Source organism: Azorhizobium doebereinerae UFLA1-100, assembly GCF_000473085.1.
In the GTDB taxonomy this organism is placed as follows: Bacteria; Pseudomonadota; Alphaproteobacteria; order Rhizobiales; family Xanthobacteraceae; genus Azorhizobium; species Azorhizobium doebereinerae.
Genome location: NZ_AXBA01000024.1, coordinates 79,584 through 102,298, shown reverse-complemented (window position 1 = coordinate 102,298; position 22,715 = coordinate 79,584). Strand labels below are relative to the sequence as shown.

Below are 22,715 nucleotides of genomic sequence, written 5' to 3'. Positions count from 1 at the left end.
GATCCTGCTGGGTATGGGGCTCGGCAAGCGACACGCGCGCGATGGCTCCGTCGAGTGAGAATGAACGTTCGCTCTCGTATGGCGGCGGGGCGAGCCGGTGTCAAGAACGAACGTTCATTCGCGCCTTGCGTCAGATCCGGGCCCACCCCGCGCGGGGCGGCGGCGGCACCGGGCCCGAGCGGGGACCCATGGTCCTGTTGTGCGGTGGCGGGGGCCTCGTTCAAGCGGGTGCCGCGCCGGCGCCCACAAGATGGACAACAGGAGGTTTCCATCCCGGCGGGCGGCGCTCTAGAAGGGAGAACCAGCCGCGAGATCTCCGGATCTCCGGATCACCAGGGGGAAGTCATGTCCGCGCGTCGCCTCATCCTGCCGCTGCTCGCCTTCTTCGCGGTGTCGCTGGCCCTCGCGCCGGCGCGCGCCCAGTCGCAGGCGCCCGCCGCCTCGCCCACGCCCGGCTGGCAGGCGACGCCCTGGGCGGACAGCGTGATGATCCAGACCCAGCTGTTCTTCAGCCTCGCCACCCCGGACGGCAAGGGCGTGAGCGAACAGCAGTTCGCCCAGTTCATGGAGGAGGTGGTCCGGCCGCGCTTTCCCGACGGGATGACGGTGCTGGACGCCTATGGCCAGGGCAAGGGCGGGACGGGCGGCCCGCTCGCCATGCTGCACGCCTCCACCAAGCTGGTCATCCTGGTGCATCCCAACACCCCCGATGCCCAGGCCAAGCTCACCGAGATCAAGGCGCAGTTCCGTGCCCGGTTCGGCGGCTCGGACATCTTCCACCTGGATTTCCCCGTCCGCATCGGCTCCTGAGCCGGCTGGGCGCGGGCGAGGGGCCTTGAGAGCGGGACCCGCGCACCCCACCTGACGCTACAGCCCCGGGGCCCGCGCCCGCCGTCCCGGCCTTGGATGGAGCCCCATGATCGCCGCCGCCTTCACCGCCTTCGGACAGGTCTTCTCGCCGCTGCTGCGCGGCGTGCTGCTCAAATCCATCGCGCTCGCCATCGCCCTGCTGGTGGTGATGGCCATCGGCCTCAATGCGGCGCTCCAGCATCTGGCGACGCTGCCCTATCCCTGGCTCGACACCACGGTGGCGATCCTGGTGGGCGTCGGCTCCCTCGTCGGGGCGCTGTACCTGATGCCGGCCACGGCCGCGCTGGTGGCGGGCTTCTTCCTCGACGACGTGGCCGAGACGGTGGAGCGGGCGAGCTATCCGGCCGATCCGGTGGGCGCGCCGCAGCCGCTCGGGCGCTCCATCCTGGCCTCGCTGCGCTTCTTCGGCATCGTGCTGGCGGTGAACATCGTCGCCCTGCTGCTGCTCCTGGTGCCGGGCGTCAACGTCATCATCTTCTTCGTCGCCAACGCCTATCTGCTGAGCCGGGAGTATTTCGAACTGGCCGCCATGCGCTATCGCTCGCCGGAGGAGGCGCGGGCGCTGCGGCAGGCCAATGCCGTCCCGGTCTTCCTTGCCGGGCTGCTGATCGTGCCGGTGCTGATGGTGCCGATCCTCAATCTCGCCACCCCGGTGTTCGGCACCGCGCTGATGGTGCACCTGCACCGTCGCCTCGCGCCGCTGCCGGGCGCGGGCATGGGCAGCGGCCCGCTGATCGAGGGGCGCAAGGTCTCGGCTTGACCCGGATCCCGCGCCGGCGGCGTCAGATCGGCTTGTCCGGCCAGCGGCACAAATCGGAGATGGGGCAGATCGGGCAGTCCGGCCGCTGCGCCTTGCAGATGTAGCGTCCGTGCAGGATCAGCCAGTGGTGGGCGTGCAGCTTGAAGCGGTCGGGAATGCGCGCCTCCAGCGCCAGCTCCACATCGAGCGGGGTGGCGCCGGGAGCGAGGCCGGTGCGGTTGGCGACCCGGAACAGATGGGTGTCCACCGCGATGGTCGGCACGCCGAAGGCGATGTTCAGCACCACATTGGCGGTCTTGCGCCCGACCCCCGGCAGCGCCTCCAGCGCCGCCCGGTCCTGCGGCACGGTCCCGCCGTGACGCTCCAGCAGCAGGCGGGACAGTTCCGCCACATTCTTCGCCTTGCCCCGGTAGAGGCCGAGGGTGCGGATATGTTGGGCGATGCCCTCTTCCCCCAGTGCCACCATGGCCTTGGGCGTGGGGGCGGCGGCGAACAGGCCGCGCGTCGCCTTGTTCACGCCCACGTCGGTGGCCTGGGCCGAGAGCACCACCGCCACCAGCAAAGTGAAGGGGTCGGTATAGTCCAGCTCGCCCTTGGGCTCGGGGTTCAGCGCCTCGAAGCGGCTGAAGGCCTCGGTGATCTCGGCATCCGACCAAAGCGTCACCGTGCGCCCGTGCACCGCAGCCGCCGCATTGGCCACCGCCCGTCGCCGGGCGGGCGCGGCGGGGGAGGCGGCCAGGCCGGCGGCGACGGCCTTGGCCCGCGCGCCTTTGGGCGCGGCAAGGCCGGAGCGCTCGGCGGCGGGGGCCTTGCGCGGCTGGGCCGGCGGCTTCGCTTTGGGCGATGTCTCAGTCTTGGGCGGGGCCTTAGTCTTAGGCGGGGCCTTGGCCTTGGGCGGGGCCTTGGCCTTGCCGAGCCCCTCACCGGGCGTGACAGCAGGAGACGCCCCCTTGGCCGCCCGTTTGGGGGTGGATGCGGGCGTGGTCACCGGAGCGGTCGTCTTTCGCGGCATTTTTACCGTATACTGCGCACCATGACCGACGCCAACGACCCGCCCGTCGTTCCGGACGAGGAGCCCACCGTTTTCGCCGCGACGCTGGCCCCCCACCGCTCGCTGTCGCAGCGGGGCTTCCTCATTGTCATGCTGCTGATCGGCGGCATCAGCTTCGGCTCGGGGGCGGTGTTCCTGGCCATGGGCGCCTGGCCGGTGTTCGGCTTCTTCGGCCTCGACGTGCTGCTGATCTACTGGGCCTTCAAGGCCAATTTCCGTGCCGCCGACGCGCGCGAATTCATCCGCATCACGCCGAGCCTGGTGGAGGTGCGCCACGTGCCGGCGCGCGGCCGGCCCTGGGTGGCGCGGATGAACCCGTTCTGGACCCGGGTGAAGCGCGAGGACGACGAGGACCACGGCACGCTCGCCCTTTCCCTCGTCTCGCAAGGCCGCGAGACGCCGGTGGGCGGCTTCCTCGGCCCGATCCAGAAGGGCGAGCTGGCGGACGACCTCAGCGCCGCCCTGAGCGAGGTGAAGCGCGGCGTCACCCGCACCACCTTCGGGTGAAATCGGGTGGCCGTGGCGCCCCGACGGTGATGTGATGGCTGCTTCTGATCCAAAAGGAATCCCGCCCGTGCTCCAGATTCCGTCCCAGACCACCCTGCCGCTTGAGCTGCCGCGCCTCGGCGGCCTGCCGGCGGGTCCGGCCATGCAGCTGGAGATCGGCGCCGCCGACTATGACGTGGTGCGCCGCGCCGTGGCCTATGTGACCAACCACATGCGCGACCAGCCCGAGGTGGAGGCCATCGCCCGCGCGGCGGGCGTCACCCCGCGCGCGCTGACCGACCTGTTCCGCCGCTGGTGCGGCCTCACGCCGAAAGCCTTCCTCCAGGCGGTGACGCTGGATCGCGCCCGGCAGGTGCTGGCGGAATGCCCCAACGTGCTCGACGCGGCGCTGGAGCTCGGCCTGTCCGGCCCCGGCCGCCTGCATGACCTGTTCGTGGTGCACGAGGCCATGTCGCCGGGCGAGTGGAAGACCGGCGGGGCGGGCCTCGTCATCCGCTTCGGCCTGCATCCCTCGCCGTTCGGCACCGCGCTTGCCATGTGCACCTCGCGCGGTCTCTGCGGCCTCGCCTTCGCCGATGCGGGCGAAGAGGAGGAGGCGCTCGCCGACATGCGCCGGCGCTGGCCGCACGCCAGCTATGTGGAGGACCCGCTGGCGACCGCGCCGCTGGTGGCGCGCATATTCGACCCCGAGGCGTGGCGCGAGGAGCAGCCGCTGCGCATCGTCTTCATCGGCACGGATTTCGAGATCAGGGTGTGGGAGACGCTGCTGCGCATCCCCATGGGCCGCGCTACCACCTATTCCAGCATCGCCGGGCACGTGGGCCGGCCCGCCGCCGCCCGCGCGGTGGGCGCGGCGGTGGGCAAGAACCCGATCTCGTTCGTGGTGCCCTGCCACCGGGTCATCGGCAAGAATGGCGATCTCACCGGCTATCACTGGGGCCTCACCCGCAAGCGGGCCATACTGGGCTGGGAAGCCGGCAAGGTGGCGCCGGAGGACCTCTGAGCGGTCAGCCGGTTACGGCGAAGCGCAGCAGGATGGTGCGCTGGAGCGGGCTGAAATTGTCGTCCGAGATCACGGTCAGCAGGGTCTCGCCGGCGGCGTTCCGGGTCACGGCGAGGCCTTCCATATTGTCCACCTCATAGGCCATGTCGCCGGTGAACAGCACCTCGCCGGCGAGCCGCGCGCCGGGCTTCACGTCGGCGAGGGCGAAGCGGCGGATCTGCATGGACACGCCGGTCGAGACCGCATAGTGCCGCTCCAGCAGGAACAGCGTGCCGCCGGGTCCGAGGGCGGCGTCGGTGGCGTCGAAAAGGCCGCTCTTGGCGATGGTGAAGATCCCCGGCGCCGGGCCGCCGACGAGGAAGCCGGGCAAATCGTCCCGGTCGGTGGCGCCCTCCTCGCCGATGCCGATGAGGGTGCCGGCCAGTGCGCCGTCGGGCACATAGACGAGGCTTTCCAGCCCGGTGTTGCGGCGCAGCCGCTGCACCTCGGGCGGGATCTCCACCCGCTTGCCCGGCCGGCCGAGCGGATTGGGCGCGGGATAGAGCCAGATCTCGTTGACCGTCTCCAGCCCCACATAGATGCCGCCGGGCGAGACGGCGATGGATTCGGAATCCTCCCGCCCCTGGGTGGCCAGCAGGCCGCCCTTGTCGTCCCGCAGCGCGGCGGCGGTGACGTCGGTCAGGCCGACCGGCCGGTCGCCGTCGCTCTTCAGGCGGCCGCGCAGGAAGACGCTGGCATCGGTGACGGCGAGAAATTCGGCGCCGGCGGCATCGAGCGTGAAGGCGGAGATGCCGCCGAAGCCGGAGAAGGTCGAGGTCAGGGTCAGCCCGCCGCGGAATTCCAGCCGGCCGAACCGGGTCTCGTCCGATCCGATGCGGAACCGCTCGATGGGGGTGGCCTTCACCTCCACCGGCACCGGCGAGAGCGGCAGGTCGCGCGGCTTCGAGAACGCCCGGTGCCCCAGCGCCACGCCGCCCACCCCGACCAGCAGGCTGGCGAGGAGGGTGCGGCGTGTGAGCAGGGCCATCAGTGCAGCCTGCGTCCGCGCGGTGCCGGGGCCGGCTTGTCGTCGAACAGCTCGGCCAGCTTCTCGGTCATGGCGCCGCCCAGTTCCTCGGCGTCCACGATGGTCACGGCGCGCTTGTAGTAGCGCGTCACGTCATGGCCGATGCCGATGGCGATCAGCTCCACCGGCGAGCGGTCCTCGATCTGCGAGATGATGTGGCGCAGGTGGCGCTCCAGATAATTGCCGGGGTTCACCGAGAGGGTGGAATCGTCCACCGGCGCGCCGTCGGAGATCATCATCAGGATCTTGCGCGCCTCGGGCCGGCCGAGCAGGCGCTGGTAGGCCCAGTCGAGGGCCTCGCCGTCGATATTCTCCTTCAGCAGCCCCTCGCGCATCATCAGGCCGAGGTTGCGCCGGGCGCGGCGCCAGGGGGCGTCGGCGGACTTATAGACGATGTGGCGCAGGTCGTTGAGGCGGCCCGGATTGGCCGGCTTGCCGGCGGCGAGCCAGGCCTCGCGCGACTGCCCGCCCTTCCAGGCGCGGGTGGTGAAGCCGAGCACCTCCACCTTCACCGCGCAGCGCTCAAGGGTGCGGGCGAGGATGTCGGCGCAGGTGGCGGCGACCGTGATCGGCCGGCCGCGCATGGAGCCGGAATTGTCGATCAGCAGCGTGACCACGGTGTCGCGGAACTCGGTGTCGCGCTCGCGCTTGAAGGACAGCGCCTGCATCGGATCGGTGACCACGCGGGAGAGGCGGGCGGGGTCGAGCACGCCTTCCTCCAGGTCGAATTCCCAGGCGCGGTTCTGCTGCGCCAGCAGGCGGCGCTGGAGGCGGTTGGCGAGACGCGCCACCACGCCCTGGAGGTGGCCGAGCTGCTTGTCGAGATAGGAGCGCAGCCGCGTCAGTTCCTCGGCGTCGCACAATTCCTCGGCCAGCGTCTCCTCGTCGAACTTGGTGGTGAAGGCGTGGTATTCCGGCCCCTTGTGGTCGAACGCTGGCGGGGTGCGCGGCTGCCAGGGCTCGGCGGCCTCGTCGCTGTCGCCGAGGTCGGCGTCGTCGGGCATGTCGGCGGGCGGGCCGGCCTCGCTCTCCACCGCGCTGTCGGGCAGTTCGTCCTGGGCCATCTCGGCTTCCACCTCGGTGGCGCCCTCCTGGCTGTCGTCCTCGCTGCGCTCGCCTTCCTCGCCGTTCTGCTCGTCGCGGCTGTTGGATTCGTCGTCGCTGTCGCTCTGCTCGTCGCTCTCGAGCCCGCTTTCCTCGCCCATCTCCAGCGAGGACAGCAGCTCGCGCGTGATCTCGCCGAACTTCTTCTGGTCCTCCAGCACCTCGGAGAGGCGGGCGAGGTCCTTGTCGGCGCGGGCCTCGATATAGTCGCGCCACAGGTCGACGATCTTGCGCGCGGCGGCCGGCGGGGCCTGGCCGGTGAGGCGCTCGCGCACCATCAGCGCCACCGCTTCCTCGATGGGGGCGTCGGCGCGCTCGGTGATGTCGGCATAGGGACCGCGATGGTAGCGGTCGTTCAGCATGGCGGTGAGGTTGCGCTGGGTGCCCAGCATGCGATTGCCGCCGAGCGCTTCCACGCGGGCCTGCTCCATCGCCTCGAACACCGCGCGCGCGGTGTCGCCCGTGGGCAGCATGCGGCGGTGGATGGCGGGGCTGTGGCAGGCGAGGCGCAGGGCGAGGGAATCCGCGTGGCCGCGCACGATGGCGGCATCCTGGGCGGTGAAGCGGCGCGGCGGCTCCGGCAGGCGCACCCGGTCCGGCGCCAGCGAGGGACGCTCGGAGGCATAGGTCACCTCGAACTCGCTCACGCCGGCGATCGCCTTGAAGCAGCTTGCGACGGCGCGCTTGAACGGCTCGGCCGGGGCTTCCTTGGGGGCGGTCTTGACGGTCTTGTTGGTCGGGGGAGCCATGGCTTCAGCCTGTCAGGGACGCGGGGTGCGCCCGCGGGAGGCGGGCGCGGGGGCGCCGGGCCGGCGCAGGGAGGACAGGCCCCTCCCGCAGGAGGGGCCCGCCGTCACGACAGCGCGACGTTGACCGCGCTTTCCGGCAGTTCCTGGCCGAAGCAGCGCTGGTAGAACTCGGCCACCAGCGGGCGCTCCAGCTCGTCGCACTTGTTGAGGAAGGTGACGCGCAGGGCGAAGCCGATGTCCTTGAAGATCTCGGAATTCTCCGCCCAGGTGAGCACGGTGCGCGGGCTCATCACCGTGGACAGGTCGCCGTTGATGAAGGCGCTGCGCGTCAGGTCGGCGAGGCGCACCATGCGCGCCACCGTGTCCCGCCCCTGCGGGTTCTGGTAGTGCTTCGACTTGGCCAGCACGATGTCCACTTCCTTGTCATGGGCAAGGTAGTTCAGCGTGGTGACGATGGACCAGCGGTCCATCTGGCCCTGGTTGATCTGCTGGGTGCCGTGATAGAGGCCCGTAGTGTCGCCGAGGCCGACCGTGTTGGCGGTGGCGAACAGGCGGAACGAGGGGTGGGGGCGGATCACCCGGTTCTGGTCCAGCAGGGTGAGGCGGCCGGAAACCTCCAGCACGCGCTGGATCACGAACATCACGTCCGGACGGCCGGCGTCATATTCGTCGAACACCAAAGCGACGTTGTTCTGCAGCGCCCAGGGCAGGATGCCGTCGCGGAACTCGGTCACCTGGAGCCCGTCGCGGACCACGATGGCATCCTTGCCGATCAGGTCGATGCGCGAGATGTGGCTGTCCAGGTTCACCCGCACGCACGGCCAGTTGAGTCGCGCCGCCACCTGCTCGATGTGCGTGGACTTGCCGGTGCCGTGGTATCCGGTCACCATGACTCGGCGGTTATGCGCGAAGCCGGCGAGGATGGCGAGGGTGGTGGGGCGGTCGAAGATGTAATCGGGATCGAGATCCGGAACATGGCTGTCCGCCTCGGAAAAGGCCGGGACTTCCATGTCGATGTCGATGCCAAACACCTGCCTCACCGAAACCTTCATGTCGGGAGTAGGTGCCACGGTCTCGGTGCTCATCATGCCTCCGTTCGCGCGGGACGCCGCGCTCAAGTCATTCGCTTATACCGCTCGCGGCACCTTAAAGGTTTTCCGCATCCGCAAGAACCATAGCGCAACGCACTGCTGCGCCGCACGCGGTGTTCAACAAAAACCTGCCTTCTTCAAGCAGTTGTAGGCCTGGATGACGTTGCGCAGCCGCTCCTCGGCCGAGCGGTCGCCGCCGTTGGCGTCGGGATGGTGGCGTTTCACCAGTTCCTTGAAGCGGGATTTGATCTCGGCGGCAGAGGCGGAAAGTTCGAGCCCCATCAGCTCCAGCGCCTGCCGCTCGGCGGTGCGGATGGCCCGGCCTTCCGGCTCGCGCGGCTCGAAGCCGGAGCCGTGGCTGCCCATCTCGGCGCCGAAGCCGAACGGGTCGCGCATGCCGTCGGTCTTCTTGCTGCCCTCGCCGTCGCGCACGCCCATGCGCCAGGTGGGCCGGTGCCCGGTCAGCGCATCCTTCTGATAGGCGTAGACCGCGGAATCGCTCATGCCCGCGAAATAGTTGTAGGACTGGTTGTATTCCTTCACGTGGTCGAGGCAGTACAGCCAATATTCCCCCTCCGCCATCCGGCCCTTGGGCGCGCGATGGGTCCCCGGCTGGTCGCAGCCGGGCCACTGGCAAGTGGGGCAGGTGGGCTTCCGCAACCGATCCTCAGCGGGCTTCACCCGGATGCGGTCGAAGAAGGGGGAGTCAATCTTCATAGCAGGCAGAGTATGCGGGCCGCGCCGCCGTGCGGCAAGGCAAGGGGGGCGGAAAGCTGCGGGGGCGAGCGTCCATCCTGAAGCCTGGGCGCCGTGGTCACATATACGTCGCGCAGCCCCCGGCGCAAGGCGCGCCGCTCCGCATGGCCCTCCTGCGGGAACGGGCTTGCGGGCCACCGGGCCTTGCCGCTAAGGTCATCGGCAAGGGGTTGTTCGCGATACCCCGTGAGGCGACAGGCTGAAGATCGCGTCCACCGTCCCGGATACGGGATGACCCTTGTCAGGGGATGGACGTCCATGCCGTCGCACACCGAAATCACCGTGTCACAGCTCTCCCGCCTTGTGGGCCTGCCCGGCGCGCCCGTCCTCATCGACGTGCGCACGGCCGAGGACTATGCCGCCGACCCGCGCCTGTGCCCCGCCGCCGAGCGGCGCGCGGCCGAGACCGTGGCGGATTGGGCCGCCGCTTATGCAGGCCGCGACGTCGTCGTGGTGTGCCAGCGGGGCCTGAAGCTGAGCCAGGGCGCCGCCGCCTGGCTGCGCACCGAGGGCGTTCGCGCCGAGACCCTGGAAGGCGGCTTCGAGGCGTGGCGATCCACTGCCGCGCCGCTGGTCAATGCCGGCGCGGTGCCGCCGCGCGATGCGGCCGGCCATACGCTCTGGGTGACGCGGGCCCGCCCCAAGGTGGACCGCATCGCCTGCCCCTGGCTGATCCGCCGGTTCGTTGATCCGGGCGCGCGGTTCCTGTTCGTCGCCGCCGCCGAGGTGCCGGCCGTGGCCGAGCGCTTCGGCGCCACGCCGTTCGACATCGACGGCGTGGCGTTCAGCCATGTGGGCGAGAGCTGCACCTTCGATACCATGCTGGCGGTGTTCGGGCTCGGCGGCGCGGTGCTGGACCGGCTCGCCGTCATCGTCCGCGCGGCGGACACCGGGCGGCTCGATCTCGCGCCGCAGGCGGCGGGCTTCCTCGCCGCCTCGCTGGGCCTGTCGCGCATGTTCCGCGACGACCTCGAACAGCTGGAGGCCGGGTTGCTGCTTTACGATGCCTTCTATCGCTGGTGCCGCGACGCGGTGGAGGAGACCCACACCTGGCCCGCCGCCGGCCGGCCGGCGTGAGGGCGCGCGCATGACCGATGCTCCTGTGCGTGCCGCCGCGCCGCCATCCCCCGTCCCCGCGCCGGCCCCGGCCGTGCCCAGCTTCGCCGAGGCCGCCCGGGTGTGGGCGCGCATCGGGCTGCTCAGCTTCGGCGGCCCGGCCGGGCAGATCGCCCTGATGCACAAGGAACTGGTGGAGGAGCGGCGCTGGATCGGCGAGGCGCGGTTCCTGCACGCGCTCAACTATTGCATGCTGCTGCCGGGCCCCGAAGCGCAGCAGCTCGCCACCTATGTGGGCTGGCTGCTCCACCGCACCCCGGGCGGCCTCGTGGCGGGCACGCTGTTCGTGCTGCCGGGCGCGGTGGTGATGACAGCGCTCAGCCTGCTCTATGCGGTGTTCCACGCGGTGCCGCTGGTCCATGCGGTGTTCTTCGGCATCAAGGCGGCGGTGCTGGCGGTGGTGGTGCAGGCGCTGCTGCGCATCAGCCGCCGGGCGCTGACGCGCCGCGCCCACGGGGTGCTGGCGGGCCTTGCCTTCCTGGCCATCTATGTGGCGCAGGTGCCGTTCCCGCTGGTGGTGCTGGCCGCGGGCCTTGCCGGCTGGTTGGCCAGCGGCCGCGACCTGTTCGGCGCCGGTGCGCATGCATCGGCCGGCGCGGCGGGCGCGGGAGTGGTGGACGACCTGTTCGCCCGCGGCGAGATGGCCCATGCGGCACCCTCGGCCGGGCGGGCGCTCAGGGTGCTCGCGGTCTGGCTGCCGGCCTGGCTCGGGCCGGTGGCGGTGCTGGTCCTCGTCACCGGGCCGGACAGCGTGTGGAGCCAGATCGGCGGCTTCTTCAGCGTCATGGCGGTGGTGACCTTCGGCGGCGCCTATGCGGCGCTGGCCTATGTGGCGCAAGCGGCGGTGGACACCTTCGGCTGGCTGGCGGCGCCCGAGATGGTGGACGGGCTCGGCCTTGCGGAGACGACGCCCGGCCCGCTCATCCTGGTGCTGCAATTCGTCGGCTTCCTCGCCGCCTTCCGCGCCCCCGGTGCGCTGCCGCCGTGGCTGGCCGGCGGGCTGGGCGGCCTGCTGACGCTATGGGTGACGTTCGCGCCGTGCTTCCTGTGGATCTTCCTCGGCGCGCCCTACATGGAGGCCCTGCGCGGCAACCGCCGCCTGTCCTCGGCCCTGTCCGCGATCACCGCCGCCGTGGTGGGGGTGATCCTCAACCTGGCGCTGTGGTTCTCCATCCATGTGGTGTTCCGGGAGGTGCGCGAACTGCATGTGCTCGGCCTGTCGCCGGACGTGCCGGTGCTGTCCTCGCTGGACTGGCGGGCGGCGGTGCTGGCGCTGGCGGCGCTGGTGGCCATGCTGCGCTTCAAGGCCGGCATGCTGCCGACGCTCGCCGCCTGCGCGGCAGCGGGCGCCGTCCTGTCCTACGCGCCGCTCTGACCGGGACGCGGAGCGGTCGCGCCGCATTGACGGGAGGTGGCCGGCGGCAGTACCGATGGACCATGTCGCAGGCCAACCTCACGCAGATCCGCAGCACGCTGGAAGCCGGCCTTTCGCCGCTCGCCCTTGAGGTGGAGGACGAGAGCCAGCTTCACGCCGGGCACGCCCACAACACCTCGCGCCCCGATGGCGGCATCACCCATCTGCGCGTGCGGGTGGTGGCGGAGGCGTTCCGCGGCAAGAGCCGCATCGACCGCCACCGGCTGGTGAACGCGCTGCTGGCGGCCGAGATCGCCGGCGGCCTCCACGCGCTGGCCATCGACGCCAAAGCGCCCGGCGAATAAGCGTGGCCGCGGCGGCGGGCCCGAGCGGCTCTGGGGCGCTCGTCCTGTTCTCGGGCGGGCAGGATTCCACCACCACGCTCGCCTGGGCGCTGGACCGCTTCGCGCGGGTGGAGACGCTCGGCTTCGACTACGGCCAGCGCCACCGGGTGGAGCTGGACTGCCGTGCGCATTTGCGCGCGGCGCTCGCCGCCATGAAACCGGCGTGGGCGGAGCGGCTCGGCGAGGACCATACCCTGTCGCTGGACGCGCTCGGCGCGGTGTCGGACACGGCGCTGACCCGCGACGTGGCCATCGCCATGGACGACACCGGCCTGCCCAACACCTTCGTGCCCGGCCGCAACATCATCTTCCTCACCTTCGCCGCCGCGCTCGCCTACCGGCGCGGGCTGCGTCACATCGTCGGCGGCATGTGCGAGACCGATTTCTCCGGCTATCCCGACTGCCGCGACGACACCATCAAGGCGCTCCAGGTGGCGCTGAACCTCGGTATGGACCAGCGCTTCGTGCTGGAGACGCCGCTGATGTGGATCGACAAGGCCGCCACCTGGCGGCTGGCGGAAAGCCTCGGCGGTCCGGCGCTGGTGGACCTGATCGTCGCGGAAACCCATACCTGCTATCTTGGCGAACGGGGCGCGCGCCACGCCTGGGGCCACGGCTGCGGCACCTGCCCCGCCTGCCGCCTCCGGGCGGACGGTTTTGCCCGCTATCAGGCCGAGAAGGTTGCGCCATGACGATTGCCCGGACGCCCGCCTCCCGCCTCTCCCGCCGTGCCCCGGCCCTGCTGCTGCTGCTGGCGGGCCTCATGGCCGGGACCGCGCTGCCGGCGCGGGCGGCGAGCTTCGACTGCGGCGCGCCCAAGCTGCCGGACGAGAAGGCGATCTGCGTCAACCGCGACCTGTCCGAGCTGGACGTGAAGATGGCGACCCTGCTCGACGTGCTGACCCACCTCGTGCCCATGGGCCAGCGCGGCGAGATCCAGGACGCCCAGCGCGCCTTCCTCGCCTATCGCGCCACCTGCAAGAACCGCGTCACCTGCATCCGCAAGGCCTATGAGGGCCGCATCGACCAGCTCAACAAGGGCCTCCAGGCGATCTACGCGCGCGGACCGTTCTGACCGCCGGCCTCTGGCGGCGGCGGGCGGGGCGGTGTAGTCACGGCCCGTTGGTCACGCCCGGAGCCTGAAGCATGCCGCTGTATTCCATCGATGGCCTCGCCCCCGAACTGCCCGCCTCCGGCCGCTACTGGATCGCGCCGAACGCCACCATCATCGGCCGCGTGAAGATCGAGGAGGATGCCAGCATCTGGTTCGGCTCGGTGATCCGCGGCGACAACGAGCCCATCGTCATCGGCCCCGGCACCAACATCCAGGAAAACTGCGTCCTGCATACCGATCCCGGATTCCCCATCGTGCTGGGGGCGGGCGTCACGGTGGGCCACATGGCCATGCTGCACGGCTGCGTGGTGGGCGAGAACAGCCTGGTGGGCATGGGCGCGACCCTGCTCAACGGCGCCAGGATCGGCGCCAATTCGCTGGTCGGCAGCAATGCGCTGGTCACCGAGGGCAAGGAATTCCCGGAAAATTCGCTCATCGTCGGCGCGCCGGCCAAGGTGATCCGCACGCTGGACGAGGCCATGGTCGAGCGGCTGAAGAAGACCGCCGAGCACTACCAGCACAATTGGAAGCGCTTCGCCGCCGGCCTCAAGCGCATCGACTGAGCGGCCCGGCGTCCGGGCGGCCGGTCAGCGGCCGCCGCCCACCACCGGGGGAGAGCGGGTTTCGCCCAGCGAGACCCACTGGCTCGGGTCGTTCTGCGACTGCCGCTTCACGTAGCGATAGCCGGTCTCCTTCCAGCGCACGATCTCGGGCGCCTGGTTGTCGAGGATGAGGTCGCCGCGATCGGTCACCACGGTGAGCACCGCGTGGCCGTCGCCGGCGCGGTCCCGGACCACGGTGATCAGCAAAGCGGACGCCGGCCAGCCGAGGTTCATCAGCACCCGGCGCTTTTCCAGCACATAGTCCTCGCAGTCGCCCTTGCCGTCGTCGGGATAGGCCCACAGCTCGGTCACGCCGTAATGTTCGAGGTCGGTCATCGGCTCGACGGCGTCGTTCACCGCGCGGTTGACCTTCTGCAATTCGGCGAACTTGGTCTCGCTCAGCGCGATCTCGTAGACCTGCGGCCCGGAGGGCTGGCACTCGTTGGCGTGCTCGCCGCAGAACTGAACGTAGCCGATGGGCGCGTTGGTGTTGCCGATGGCGTCGAGATGGTCGGCGGGGCCGGGCGGCAGGCTGGCGTAATGCACGCTGCCCGTGGCATGCGGACCACCCGCCGCAGCGCCTTCGATCCCGCTCAGCAGCAGGCCGAAGATCATCAGCAGTCGGGCGGGAGAGAGCGGCATGGGCGGTCGCAAGCCTTGTGGTCAACGAACCTTGTGGTCAACGAACCTTGCGGTTAACGAACCTTGCGGTTAACGAAATGATAATGCCTCAGGCGCGCCACCTTTGCGCCATCAACCATTTCTTAACCTTAATGCGGGTCGGCTTCCGGCCGGAAGCGCTTTTTGTGCGCTGCGGCACCCTCCGGTCTTCGGGGCGCCGGCGGGAGCGGGGCAGGGGCGGCGCAGCCCGCGCCGGTCACGAGCACTTGTGGGCCTGCGTTTTTAGTTGCCGCGCGCCCGCCGCGCGCCTATGTGCGGGCTGTGCTCGACGTCACTGATCCCCTCCGGGCTCCGCCCCGCCAGCCGGTCTTCAACATTCCCGGCATCGTCGCCACCCTCGCCGTGGCGATGTTGGCGATCCAGTTCGTGCGGGAGTACATCCTCGACGACAGCGCGAATATCGAGGTGCTCGGCCTCTTCGCCTTCGTGCCGGGGCGCTACGATCCCACGGCGCCGTTCCATCTGCCCGGCGGCATCGGCGCGGAGATCTGGACCTTCGTCACTTATGCCTTCCTGCACGCCAACTGGGTGCATGTGGGCGTGAACATGATCTGGATGCTGGCGTTCGCGACGCCGGTGGCGCGCCGCTTCGGCACCGCGCGCTTCCTGGCCTTCTTCTGCGTGACGGCGGCGGTGGGCGCGGCGGCCCATCTCGTCACCCATGCGGACGCCATGGTGCCGATGATCGGAGCCTCGGCCTCGGTCTCCGGCCTGATGGCCGCGGCGGTGCGCTTCGCCTTCGCGCCCGGCGCCTCGCTCAGCGCCCGGCGCGGCATCCATGCGGACCAGATGCCGGCCCAGAGCCTGGGCGAGGCGTTCCGCGACGTGCGGGTTCTCGCCTTCGTCGGTGTCTGGGTGGGCGTGAACCTGCTGTTCGGCCTCGGCGTCTCCATGCCGGGGGCGGAGGATGCGGACGTGGCGTGGCAGGCGCACATGGGCGGCTTCTTCGCCGGCCTGCTGCTGTTCTCGCTGTTCGATCCCGTACCCAGGCGCCTCCGGCACGAGAAAGCCGCCGGCTGAAGCTGCCTCAGGGGCAACGTCGGGGTTGCAGAGCGGCCCCGCGCGGTGGATCATCTCCGCCGGACCGTCCATGCGCCGGCGATCAAGACCAAGAATTCATCCGCCGGCACGAGGCAGCCACGGTCTAGCGGAGGATGAAATATGACAGTCAGCGCCATCCTGCAGAACAAGGGCACGTCCATCGTCACCATCTCGCCCGACGTGAGCCTCAGCGAGGCGGTGCGCAGCCTTGCGGAGCACCGCATCGGCGCCATCGTGGCGGTGGATGCGCAGGCCCGCGTGGCAGGCATCATTTCCGAGCGCGACGTGGTGCGCATCCTCGGCGAGAAGGGGCCGGACGTGCTGTCCGAGCCGGTATCCTCGGTGATGACCCGCACGGTGGTGACCTGCACCACCAGCGAAACCGTTCCCGGCGTGATGGAACGCATGACCCGCGGCCGTTTCCGCCATGTGCCGGTGGTCGAGGACGGCCGCCTGCTGGGCATCATCTCCATCGGCGACGTGGTGAAGTTCCGCGTCGAGGAGATGGAGCGCGAGAGCGCGGCTTTGCGCGACTATATCATGACGGCGTGAGCCGGACCGGCGGCGGGGCGTCCCGCCGCCGCGCATCGGGCGCGCCGGGACAAGCCGGGCCTTCAGGCCGCACCGCCCTCAGGCGAGCGCCTTCACCTTCAGGCCAGCGCCTTCCTCAGGCCAGCGCCACCATGGCCGCCTTCAGATCCTCCACCACCCGCTCGGCGGCTTCCGCCCCGGCCGCGATCGCCTCGTCGGCGCGCTGGAAGTCGAACAGGCCGATCTTGCCCAGCTTCGGGGAGATGGACACGTCCGGCGGGTCGCCCGCGAGGCGCGAGCGGGCGATGCGGTCCTGGGTGATGTTGAAGGCGTCGATCATCACCGAGGAGATGCCGCGCGGGCCATCCGGCGGGCCGGAGAAGAACTGGCGGCGCAGCAGCCGGTCGGGCCGCAGCATGGCGGCGATCCCCGCCCGCTTCTCCGCCAGGGCCACCTCTGCGGTTTCCAGCATGCCGCCATGGTCGTGGATCACGGTGCCCTTGCCGAACACGTCGGCATTGAGGTTCACCGCGATGACGATGCGCGCGCCCATGGCGCGGGCGGCTGAGACCGGGATGGGATTGACCAGGGCGCCGTCCATCAGCCAGCGCCCGCCCACCTTCACCGGGGTGAAGATGCCGGGCAGGGAGTAGCTGGCGTGGATGGCTTCGACGAGGTCGCCGCGGGTCAGCCAGATCTCGTGGCCGCTGCCCAGCTCCGTGGCGATGGCGGCGAACACCGTGCCCATGTCCTCGATGCGCACCGGCTCCATCTGGCGGCGCATGAGGTCCACCAGCCGCCGGCCGCCGATGAGGCCGGACGAGCCGAAGGTGAAATCGAGCAGGCCGAGCACGTCGCGCTTCTTCAGGCCGCGCGCCCAATGCTCCAGTTCGTCGAGCTTGCCGGCCGCCCACAGGCCGCCGACCACGGCGCCGATGGAGGTGCCGGCCACCACCTGCGGGCGGATGCCGTGCTTTTCCAGCACCCGCATCACGCCGATATGGGCAAGGCCGCGCGCGGCTCCGCCGCCGAGCGCGATGCCGATGCGCGGGCCGCCGCCGGGAGCGGGCCGGGTGGCCCGGCTGTCCACTTCGACATCGGTGATCGCGATGGCTTCCGCCGGCGCGCTTTCCGCCGGTGTGCTTTCCGTCGCCGCCTCGCTTCCCCGGAAGCGGCGATTGAGGCCCTGGAACATGCACGCCTCCCAACGGCCGGTGGTCCGGCGCGGCGCACGGCCCGCCGGAGAAGACAGCCCATCGTCTCTGGCCGGTCTTGCCCGGCCGAACGTCGAGACGGTCCCGGTCCAGTCATCAAAGGCGGTACCGGTTCAGATTCGATGAATCCGCACCGGACCGCCTGTCGCGGGCACTTTACAACCTTTGATGTCGGAAGCGTGACCTTGATGGTTCCGTAGCGGAGCGTTTCCCGCCGCGGCGCGCGATCAGTGGTCGTGCGCGCCGTAGACCGCCTTGGGGTCGAAGCGCGGCGCATCGCCCGTGAAGGCGAGCGGCGTGGCGGCGGAGGGCGCCGCGCCGATCGGGATGGTGCGGTAGAAGCAGGAGCGCCGGCCGGTGTGGCAGGCGGCGCCTGTGCCGCCCATGGTCACCTTCAGCAGCACCGCGTCCTGGTCGCAGTCGATGCGGATCTCCGACACCTTCTGGGTGTGGCCGGAGGTCTCGCCTTTCTTCCACAGAGCCTGCCGCGAGCGGCTGTAATAGTGCGCCTCGCCGGTCTCCATAGTCAGCGCCAGGGCCTGGGCGTTCATGTGGGCGAGCATCAGCACCTCGCCGGTGGCGGCGTCCACGGCGATGCAGGTGACAAGGCCGCTGGCGTCGAAACGCGGGGCGAGCACGGTGCCTTCCTCAAGCTCGTGGGGGCTGGCCGCCACGGGGAAGGCCGGCGTCTCGATGGTCATGGCGCGCTCGCGGGGTGGGAGAAAGGGATCAGCGCAGGCCGCGCAGCATGGTGATGAAGCGCACCTGCTCGGCCGGGTCGTCGCGGAACACGCCGATGAACTGGCTGGTCAGCGTCATCACGCCGGGCTTCAGGATGCCGCGCATGGACATGCACATGTGCTCGGCCTCGATCATCACCGCCACGCCGCGCGGCTTCAGCGCCTCGTCGATGGCGGTGGTGATCTGCGAGGTCAGGTGCTCCTGGGTCTGCAAGCGGCGGGCATAGAGATCCACCACCCGGGCGATCTTGGACAGGCCGACCACCCGCTCCACCGGGAAATAGGCCACGTGCACCTTGCCCACGAACGGCACCATGTGGTGCTCGCAATGGGAATGGAAGGGAATGTCCTTCAGCAGCACGAAGTCGTCGAAATTGCCGATCTCGCCGAAGGTGCGGTCGAGCACCTCCTCGGCGGTGAGGTGGTAGCCGCCGTAGATCTCGTCATAGGCGCGGACGACGCGGGCCGGGGTCTCGGTCAGGCCCTCGCGCGCGGGATCCTCGCCGATATAGGCCAGCAGGGTGCGGACGGCGGCTTCCGCCTCGGCGCGGGAGGGGCGCGCGGCATCGTCGACGGCCGGGGCCTGCGTGCCGTGCCGGCGCGCCTCGGTCTCGGCCTGATCCTTGAACAGCTTGACCACCGCGTCCATCAACCCAACTCCGTCCGACCGCCCTGTCGATGGGCGGGAGTGTCACCGGGGTCAGCCTTGCGGATGCCACCCCTCGCGGGGGCCATCCTTCACAGGGGGAGCCGGCCGCGACCAAGCTCTGACTCTCTTGAGCCCCTGGCGTTTCCGCCGCTAAATTCCGACCTATATAGGAAGCTGGCGGCGGCGCGGCAATTGCGTGTTGCGCGTGCCCGCCCTGCTTTTTGGCGCGGTCGCCGGGCGATCAGGCCCGGTTCCGCCTCCGGCGGAGGGACCGCCCCATGGGATGTCAGGCATGATCAACGACGTCTACAACACCCGCATCCTGGCCTACGCGGCCGAGATCCCCCGCCTGGGGCGGCTCGATGGGCCGGACGCCACGGCGACCGCGCATTCGCGGCTCTGCGGCTCCACCGTGACGGTGGACCTGAAGATGGACGGGGATGTGGTGAGCGATTTCGCCCATGAGGTGCGGGCCTGCGCGCTCGGCCAGGCCTCCTCCTCCATCATGGCGAGCCACGTGGTGGGGGCGAGGGCGCAGGAGCTGCGCGACCTGCGCGAGCGCATGCGCGCCATGCTGAAGGAGAACGGCCCGCCGCCGGAGGGCCGCTGGGCGGATCTGGCGGTGCTGGAGCCGGTGCGCGACTACAAGGCCCGCCACCCCTCCACCCTATTGACCTTCGACGCGGTGGTGGACGCCATCGGCCAGATCGAGGCGGCGCGGGAGAAGGCCCCGGCGGAATAGGCCCGGTCGGTTCCGGCGGGGGACGGCGCGCCGTTCCCCGGGCGCATCCGGCGCGCGGCTATTTCACCGGCGTGGCGAGCGTCGGCAGCGGCATCACCGGCACGGCGGGAATCGACGGGCTGGCCACCGGCGCCGGGACCGGCTTCATGGCCGGCGTGAGCGGCGGCAGGCTGAGGGCGGCGCGCACCTCCGCCGCCGCCTTGGCGAGGTCGGCCTGGAATTCCGCGCTGCGCAGCAGTTCCACCGCCAGGATGCTGCCGGCGATGTGGCCGGCCTCCACGTCGCTGGGATAATGCACGCCGCCGAGCAGACGCTCGACGCCGAACTGCGCCCCGCGGTCGAAGATCAGCCCGGCCTTCTCGGGCACCATGGCCGCGAGGAGGATGGCCATCAGCGTGCCGTAGGTGGCGTGCCCGCTGGGATAGGAGGGGGTGTTCTCCGGCGCCACCGCGAGGCGGACGGCCGGATTGACGAGATAGGGCCGCTCGCGGTTCCAATAGTCCTTCACCACCGCAACCTGGGTGTAGGCCTGATTCCACGCCCGATCGAGCACCGCATTGGCCACCGGCGCCGCCGTGCCGGACAGGTTGGTGCCCACCGCCGCCGAGAAGCGGTCGAGGCTGCGGATGACATCGGCCTCGGCGGCCTTGATCTCCTCGGGGGTGCGGGAGGCCTGCAACTCGCGCAGGATGCGGAAATCCTCCACCGTGGTGGGCGAGCCCGGGGCCGGGGCGGGCGGGAGCACCTTGATGAGGTCCACCTGGCCGGGCTGTATATAGACCGGGTCGGCCGCCAGGCCCGGTGCCGTCCCCGCCACGGCCAGCAGGAGGGCGAGGGCCGCGCCCCACATACCGGCGCGGGCGGCGGCGGCGCGGATCCGGGGACAGGCAAGGACGGACGACAGGATTTGCATGGAACACCGCACGAGGGCCAAGGACTTAGAGGTAGCATGACGCGGGACCGTCTTCCACGAGAGACGCTTCCATTCCCGCGCGAGCGGCCGGTGCGGCGCGCGCTGGCCCGCCTGCCGCGCCTGCTGCTGCGCGGGCCGATCCTCGCCTATCGCTACACGCTGTCCGCCTTCCTCGGGCGGCAGTGCCGCTACCTGCCCACGTGCTCGGCCTATGCGGACGAGGCCATCGCCCGCCACGGCGCCTGGGCCGGGGGCTGGATGGCCACCGCGCGCCTGTGCCGCTGCCACCCATGGGGCGGCGCCGGCTTCGACCCAGTGCCGCAATGCCTGCCGGCGGAGGCCCGCTGGGACCGGCCATGGCGCTACGGGGCGTGGCGGTCGCCGCCGGACGGGGGGCTGCCGGACCGAGAGCCGGAGGCGTGAGGCGCGGTCAGCCTCGCACCGGCTCCGCCCTTTACGTCCCGGCTGTCCCGGCCTAGATGAGGCCCCTTCAACAAGAGCCTACCTGCGGGGTGCGCAGGAGTGGGCAGGAGAAGAAGCATGCTGACCCTGACGTTCCCCGACGGCGCGCAACGCGAGTTTCCCGACGGGTCCCGCGGCGCGGATGTCGCCGCCGCCATCTCCAAATCGCTGGCCAAGAAGGCGGTGGCGGTGACCCTCGACGGGGCGCTGACCGACCTGTCCGAGCCGATCACCCAGGATGCCCGCATCGAGATCGTCACCCGCGACGACGCGCGCGCGCTCGAACTCATCCGCCACGACGCCGCCCATGTGCTGGCCGAGGCGGTGCAGGAGCTGTTCCCCGGCACCCAGGTGACCATCGGCCCGGTGATCGAGAACGGCTTCTATTACGATTTCGCCCGCAACGAGCCCTTCACCACCGACGATCTGCCGAAGATCGAGGCGAAGATGAAGGAGATCATCGGCCGCGACAAACCCTTCACCAAGGAAGTGTGGTCGCGCGACGAGGCCAAGCGCGTGTTCCGCGACAAGGGCGAGGCGTTCAAGGTCGAGCTGGTGGACGCCATCCCCGAGGACCAGACCGTCAAGATCTACAAGCAGGGCGACTGGTTCGACCTGTGCCGCGGCCCGCACATGCCCTCCACCGGCAAGATCGGCACCGCCATCAAGCTGATGAAGGTGGCCGGCGCCTATTGGCGCGGCGACAGCAACAATCCCATGCTCACCCGCATCTACGGCACGGCTTGGCACGACCAGGGCGAGCTGGACGCCTATCTCCACCGCCTGGAGGAGGCGGAGAAGCGCGACCATCGCCGCCTCGGCCGGGAGATGGACCTGTTCCACTTCCAGGAGGAAGGGCCGGGCGTGGTGTTCTGGCACCCGAAGGGCTGGAGCCTGTTCCAGGGCCTCGTGTCCTACATGCGCCGGCGCCTGAAGGCCGACTACAGCGAGGTCAACGCCCCGCAGGTGCTCGACAAGAGCCTGTGGGAGACCTCCGGCCACTGGGGCTGGTACAAGGAGAACATGTTCAAGGTTCAGTCGGCGGGCGAGGAGACCGGCGACGAGCGGGTGTTCGCGCTCAAGCCGATGAACTGCCCCGGCCATGTGCAGATCTTCAAGCACGGCCTGAAGTCCTATCGCGACCTGCCCATGCGCCTCGCCGAGTTCGGCGCGGTGCATCGCTACGAGCCGTCCGGCGCGCTGCACGGGCTGATGCGCGTGCGCGGCTTCACCCAGGACGACGCGCACGTCTTCTGCACCGAGGAGCAGATGGCGGCGGAGTGCCTGAAGATCAACGAGCTGATCCTCTCCACCTATGCCGACTTCGGCTTCGAGGAGATCACGGTCAAGCTCTCCACCCGGCCCGACAAGCGCGTCGGCTCCGACGAGGTGTGGGACCACGCCGAGGACGTCATGTCCCGCGTGCTCCAGCAGATCGAGGCGGAATCCGGCGGCAGGATCAAGACCGGCATCCTGCCGGGCGAGGGCGCCTTCTACGGGCCGAAGTTCGAATACACGCTGTCGGATGCCATCGGCCGCGAATGGCAGTGCGGCACCACGCAGGTGGACTTCAACCTGCCGGAGCGTTTCGGCGCCTTCTATGTGGATGCCGACGGCCAGAAGAAGACGCCGGTGATGATTCACCGCGCCATCTGCGGCTCCATGGAGCGCTTCACCGGCATCCTGATCGAACATTTCGCCGGGCATTTCCCGCTGTGGCTCGCCCCGGTGCAGCTCGTGGTGGCCACCATCACCCAGGAGGCGGACGGCTATGCCGCCGAGGTGGTGGCGGCGGCGCGGGCGCTCAATCTCACCGTGGACCTCGACACCCGCAACGAGAAGATCTCCTACAAGGTGCGCGAGCATTCGCTGGCCAAGGTGCCGGTGCAGTTCGCCCTGGGCAAGAAGGAGGCCGCCGAGCGCACCGTCTCCATCCGCCGCCTGGGCAGCCAGGAGCAGAAGGTGATGGGCCTGGACGAAGCCCTCGCCATGCTGGCGGACGAGGCCGTGCCGCCGGACCTGAAGCGGCGCGCGGCGCTGACCAAGGCCGCCTGAGCGCGGGACGCCGGAAAACCCGGACACCGGGAAATCCGGACGCCGGGAAATGCGGATGACAGGAAAAACGCGGGCCTTTGGGTCCGCGTTTTTTGTGGCCGGCGCAGGGCTATTCCCTGGCGATTTTGCGCCATTCTTTG

General features: G+C 70.2%; 25 protein-coding genes. 15 read left to right on the top strand and 10 right to left on the bottom strand.

Annotation, left to right across the window (positions count from 1 at the left end):
• Window positions 1–345: 345 nt before the first annotated feature.
• Complete coding sequence (locus tag YU1_RS34040; protein ID WP_051356980.1) at window positions 346–810, top strand: DUF3574 domain-containing protein; 465 nt, start codon at window positions 346–348, stop codon at window positions 808–810.
• A 106-nt stretch (window positions 811–916) separates the two neighbouring features.
• Window positions 917–1,630, top strand: coding sequence for a sulfate transporter family protein (locus YU1_RS0117355; RefSeq protein ID WP_029005151.1), 714 nt, complete (start codon window positions 917–919; stop codon window positions 1,628–1,630).
• Between the two features lie 22 nt (window positions 1,631–1,652).
• Here the strand turns inward: YU1_RS0117355 and nth are convergent, their stop codons facing one another.
• Window positions 1,653–2,369, bottom strand: a complete 717-nt coding sequence (nth, locus tag YU1_RS0117350; RefSeq protein ID WP_029005150.1) for an endonuclease III — start codon at window positions 2,367–2,369, stop codon at window positions 1,653–1,655.
• A gap of 294 nt (window positions 2,370–2,663) precedes the next feature.
• Here nth and YU1_RS0117345 point away from each other — a divergent pair, with 294 nt between their 5' ends.
• Entirely contained in the window at window positions 2,664–3,188 is a 525-nt protein-coding gene (locus YU1_RS0117345) for a DUF2244 domain-containing protein (protein WP_029005149.1), read from the top strand.
• Window positions 3,189–3,330: 142 nt separating this feature from the next.
• Window positions 3,331–4,191 (top strand): methylated-DNA--[protein]-cysteine S-methyltransferase, encoded by an 861-nt coding sequence (locus YU1_RS0117340; protein WP_035715749.1) that lies wholly within the window; start codon window positions 3,331–3,333, stop codon window positions 4,189–4,191.
• Between the two features lie 4 nt (window positions 4,192–4,195).
• Here YU1_RS0117340 and YU1_RS0117335 read toward each other — a convergent pair whose 3' ends face one another.
• The 4 genes from YU1_RS0117335 to YU1_RS0117320 all read right to left on the bottom strand — a co-directional run bounded on the left by YU1_RS0117335 (window position 4,196) and on the right by YU1_RS0117320 (window position 8,918).
• Window positions 4,196–5,218 (bottom strand): esterase-like activity of phytase family protein, encoded by a 1,023-nt coding sequence (locus YU1_RS0117335; protein WP_051356979.1) that lies wholly within the window; start codon window positions 5,216–5,218, stop codon window positions 4,196–4,198.
• Window positions 5,218–7,110 (bottom strand): cobaltochelatase subunit CobT, encoded by a 1,893-nt coding sequence (gene cobT / locus YU1_RS0117330; RefSeq protein WP_029005146.1) that lies wholly within the window; start codon window positions 7,108–7,110, stop codon window positions 5,218–5,220. Before cobT ends, YU1_RS0117335 begins: the two co-directional genes overlap by 1 nt.
• 104 nt (window positions 7,111–7,214) lie before the next feature.
• Window positions 7,215–8,198 (bottom strand): cobaltochelatase subunit CobS, encoded by a 984-nt coding sequence (gene cobS, locus YU1_RS0117325; protein WP_029005145.1) that lies wholly within the window; start codon window positions 8,196–8,198, stop codon window positions 7,215–7,217.
• A gap of 120 nt (window positions 8,199–8,318) precedes the next feature.
• Window positions 8,319–8,918, bottom strand: coding sequence for a J domain-containing protein (locus YU1_RS0117320; protein WP_029005144.1), 600 nt, complete (start codon window positions 8,916–8,918; stop codon window positions 8,319–8,321).
• Window positions 8,919–9,215: 297 nt separating this feature from the next.
• Between YU1_RS0117320 and YU1_RS0117315 the strand changes: the two genes are divergently transcribed.
• The 6 genes from YU1_RS0117315 to YU1_RS0117290 all read left to right on the top strand — a co-directional run bounded on the left by YU1_RS0117315 (window position 9,216) and on the right by YU1_RS0117290 (window position 13,508).
• Window positions 9,216–10,034 (top strand): chromate resistance protein ChrB domain-containing protein, encoded by an 819-nt coding sequence (locus YU1_RS0117315; protein ID WP_029005143.1) that lies wholly within the window; start codon window positions 9,216–9,218, stop codon window positions 10,032–10,034.
• A gap of 10 nt (window positions 10,035–10,044) precedes the next feature.
• Complete coding sequence (gene chrA, locus YU1_RS0117310) at window positions 10,045–11,448, top strand: chromate efflux transporter (RefSeq protein WP_035715707.1); 1,404 nt, start codon at window positions 10,045–10,047, stop codon at window positions 11,446–11,448.
• 62 nt (window positions 11,449–11,510) lie between these two features.
• Window positions 11,511–11,792 (top strand): BolA family protein, encoded by a 282-nt coding sequence (locus tag YU1_RS0117305; protein WP_029005141.1) that lies wholly within the window; start codon window positions 11,511–11,513, stop codon window positions 11,790–11,792.
• A gap of 2 nt (window positions 11,793–11,794) precedes the next feature.
• Window positions 11,795–12,523, top strand: a complete 729-nt coding sequence (queC, locus tag YU1_RS0117300; protein WP_029005140.1) for a 7-cyano-7-deazaguanine synthase QueC — start codon at window positions 11,795–11,797, stop codon at window positions 12,521–12,523.
• Window positions 12,520–12,906 carry a lysozyme inhibitor LprI family protein gene (locus YU1_RS0117295; RefSeq protein WP_029005139.1) on the top strand — a complete coding sequence of 129 codons (387 nt, stop codon included), beginning with the start codon at window positions 12,520–12,522 and terminating at the stop codon, window positions 12,904–12,906. The genes queC and YU1_RS0117295 overlap by 4 nt, the downstream gene beginning before the upstream one ends.
• A 71-nt stretch (window positions 12,907–12,977) precedes the next feature.
• Entirely contained in the window at window positions 12,978–13,508 is a 531-nt protein-coding gene (locus YU1_RS0117290; RefSeq protein WP_029005138.1) for a gamma carbonic anhydrase family protein, read from the top strand.
• A gap of 24 nt (window positions 13,509–13,532) precedes the next feature.
• Here the strand turns inward: YU1_RS0117290 and YU1_RS0117285 are convergent, their stop codons facing one another.
• The gene (locus YU1_RS0117285; protein WP_051356978.1) at window positions 13,533–14,189 is read right to left on the bottom strand and encodes a transglutaminase-like cysteine peptidase; all 657 of its coding nucleotides are present in this window, start codon (window positions 14,187–14,189) and stop codon (window positions 13,533–13,535) included.
• 291 nt (window positions 14,190–14,480) lie between these two features.
• Here YU1_RS0117285 and YU1_RS0117280 point away from each other — a divergent pair, with 291 nt between their 5' ends.
• Complete coding sequence (locus YU1_RS0117280; protein WP_051356977.1) at window positions 14,481–15,248, top strand: rhomboid family intramembrane serine protease; 768 nt, start codon at window positions 14,481–14,483, stop codon at window positions 15,246–15,248.
• A gap of 141 nt (window positions 15,249–15,389) precedes the next feature.
• A complete protein-coding gene (locus tag YU1_RS0117275) occupies window positions 15,390–15,821 on the top strand; it encodes a CBS domain-containing protein (RefSeq protein WP_029005135.1) in 432 nt (143 codons plus the stop codon).
• A 115-nt stretch (window positions 15,822–15,936) separates the two neighbouring features.
• Here the strand turns inward: YU1_RS0117275 and YU1_RS30015 are convergent, their stop codons facing one another.
• The 3 genes from YU1_RS30015 to folE form a co-directional block, all read right to left on the bottom strand.
• Entirely contained in the window at window positions 15,937–16,995 is a 1,059-nt protein-coding gene (locus YU1_RS30015; RefSeq protein ID WP_084539944.1) for a patatin-like phospholipase family protein, read from the bottom strand.
• A gap of 246 nt (window positions 16,996–17,241) precedes the next feature.
• Window positions 17,242–17,715, bottom strand: coding sequence for a phosphoribosyl-AMP cyclohydrolase (gene hisI / locus YU1_RS0117265; protein WP_029005134.1), 474 nt, complete (start codon window positions 17,713–17,715; stop codon window positions 17,242–17,244).
• Between the two features lie 28 nt (window positions 17,716–17,743).
• Window positions 17,744–18,403, bottom strand: coding sequence for a GTP cyclohydrolase I FolE (gene folE, locus YU1_RS0117260; RefSeq protein WP_029005133.1), 660 nt, complete (start codon window positions 18,401–18,403; stop codon window positions 17,744–17,746).
• A 292-nt stretch (window positions 18,404–18,695) separates the two neighbouring features.
• Between folE and YU1_RS0117255 the strand changes: the two genes are divergently transcribed.
• Window positions 18,696–19,145, top strand: a complete 450-nt coding sequence (locus tag YU1_RS0117255; RefSeq protein ID WP_029005132.1) for an iron-sulfur cluster assembly scaffold protein — start codon at window positions 18,696–18,698, stop codon at window positions 19,143–19,145.
• Between the two features lie 58 nt (window positions 19,146–19,203).
• On the opposite strand, the gene YU1_RS30010 is transcribed toward YU1_RS0117255, so the two are convergent.
• Window positions 19,204–20,058, bottom strand: a complete 855-nt coding sequence (locus tag YU1_RS30010) for an acid phosphatase (protein ID WP_156922229.1) — start codon at window positions 20,056–20,058, stop codon at window positions 19,204–19,206.
• 36 nt (window positions 20,059–20,094) lie between these two features.
• Here YU1_RS30010 and yidD point away from each other — a divergent pair, with 36 nt between their 5' ends.
• Window positions 20,095–20,481 (top strand): membrane protein insertion efficiency factor YidD, encoded by a 387-nt coding sequence (gene yidD / locus YU1_RS30005; RefSeq protein ID WP_084539943.1) that lies wholly within the window; start codon window positions 20,095–20,097, stop codon window positions 20,479–20,481.
• A 117-nt stretch (window positions 20,482–20,598) separates the two neighbouring features.
• Window positions 20,599–22,575, top strand: a complete 1,977-nt coding sequence (thrS, locus tag YU1_RS0117240) for a threonine--tRNA ligase (protein ID WP_029005131.1) — start codon at window positions 20,599–20,601, stop codon at window positions 22,573–22,575.
• Window positions 22,576–22,715: the final 140 nt, after the last annotated feature.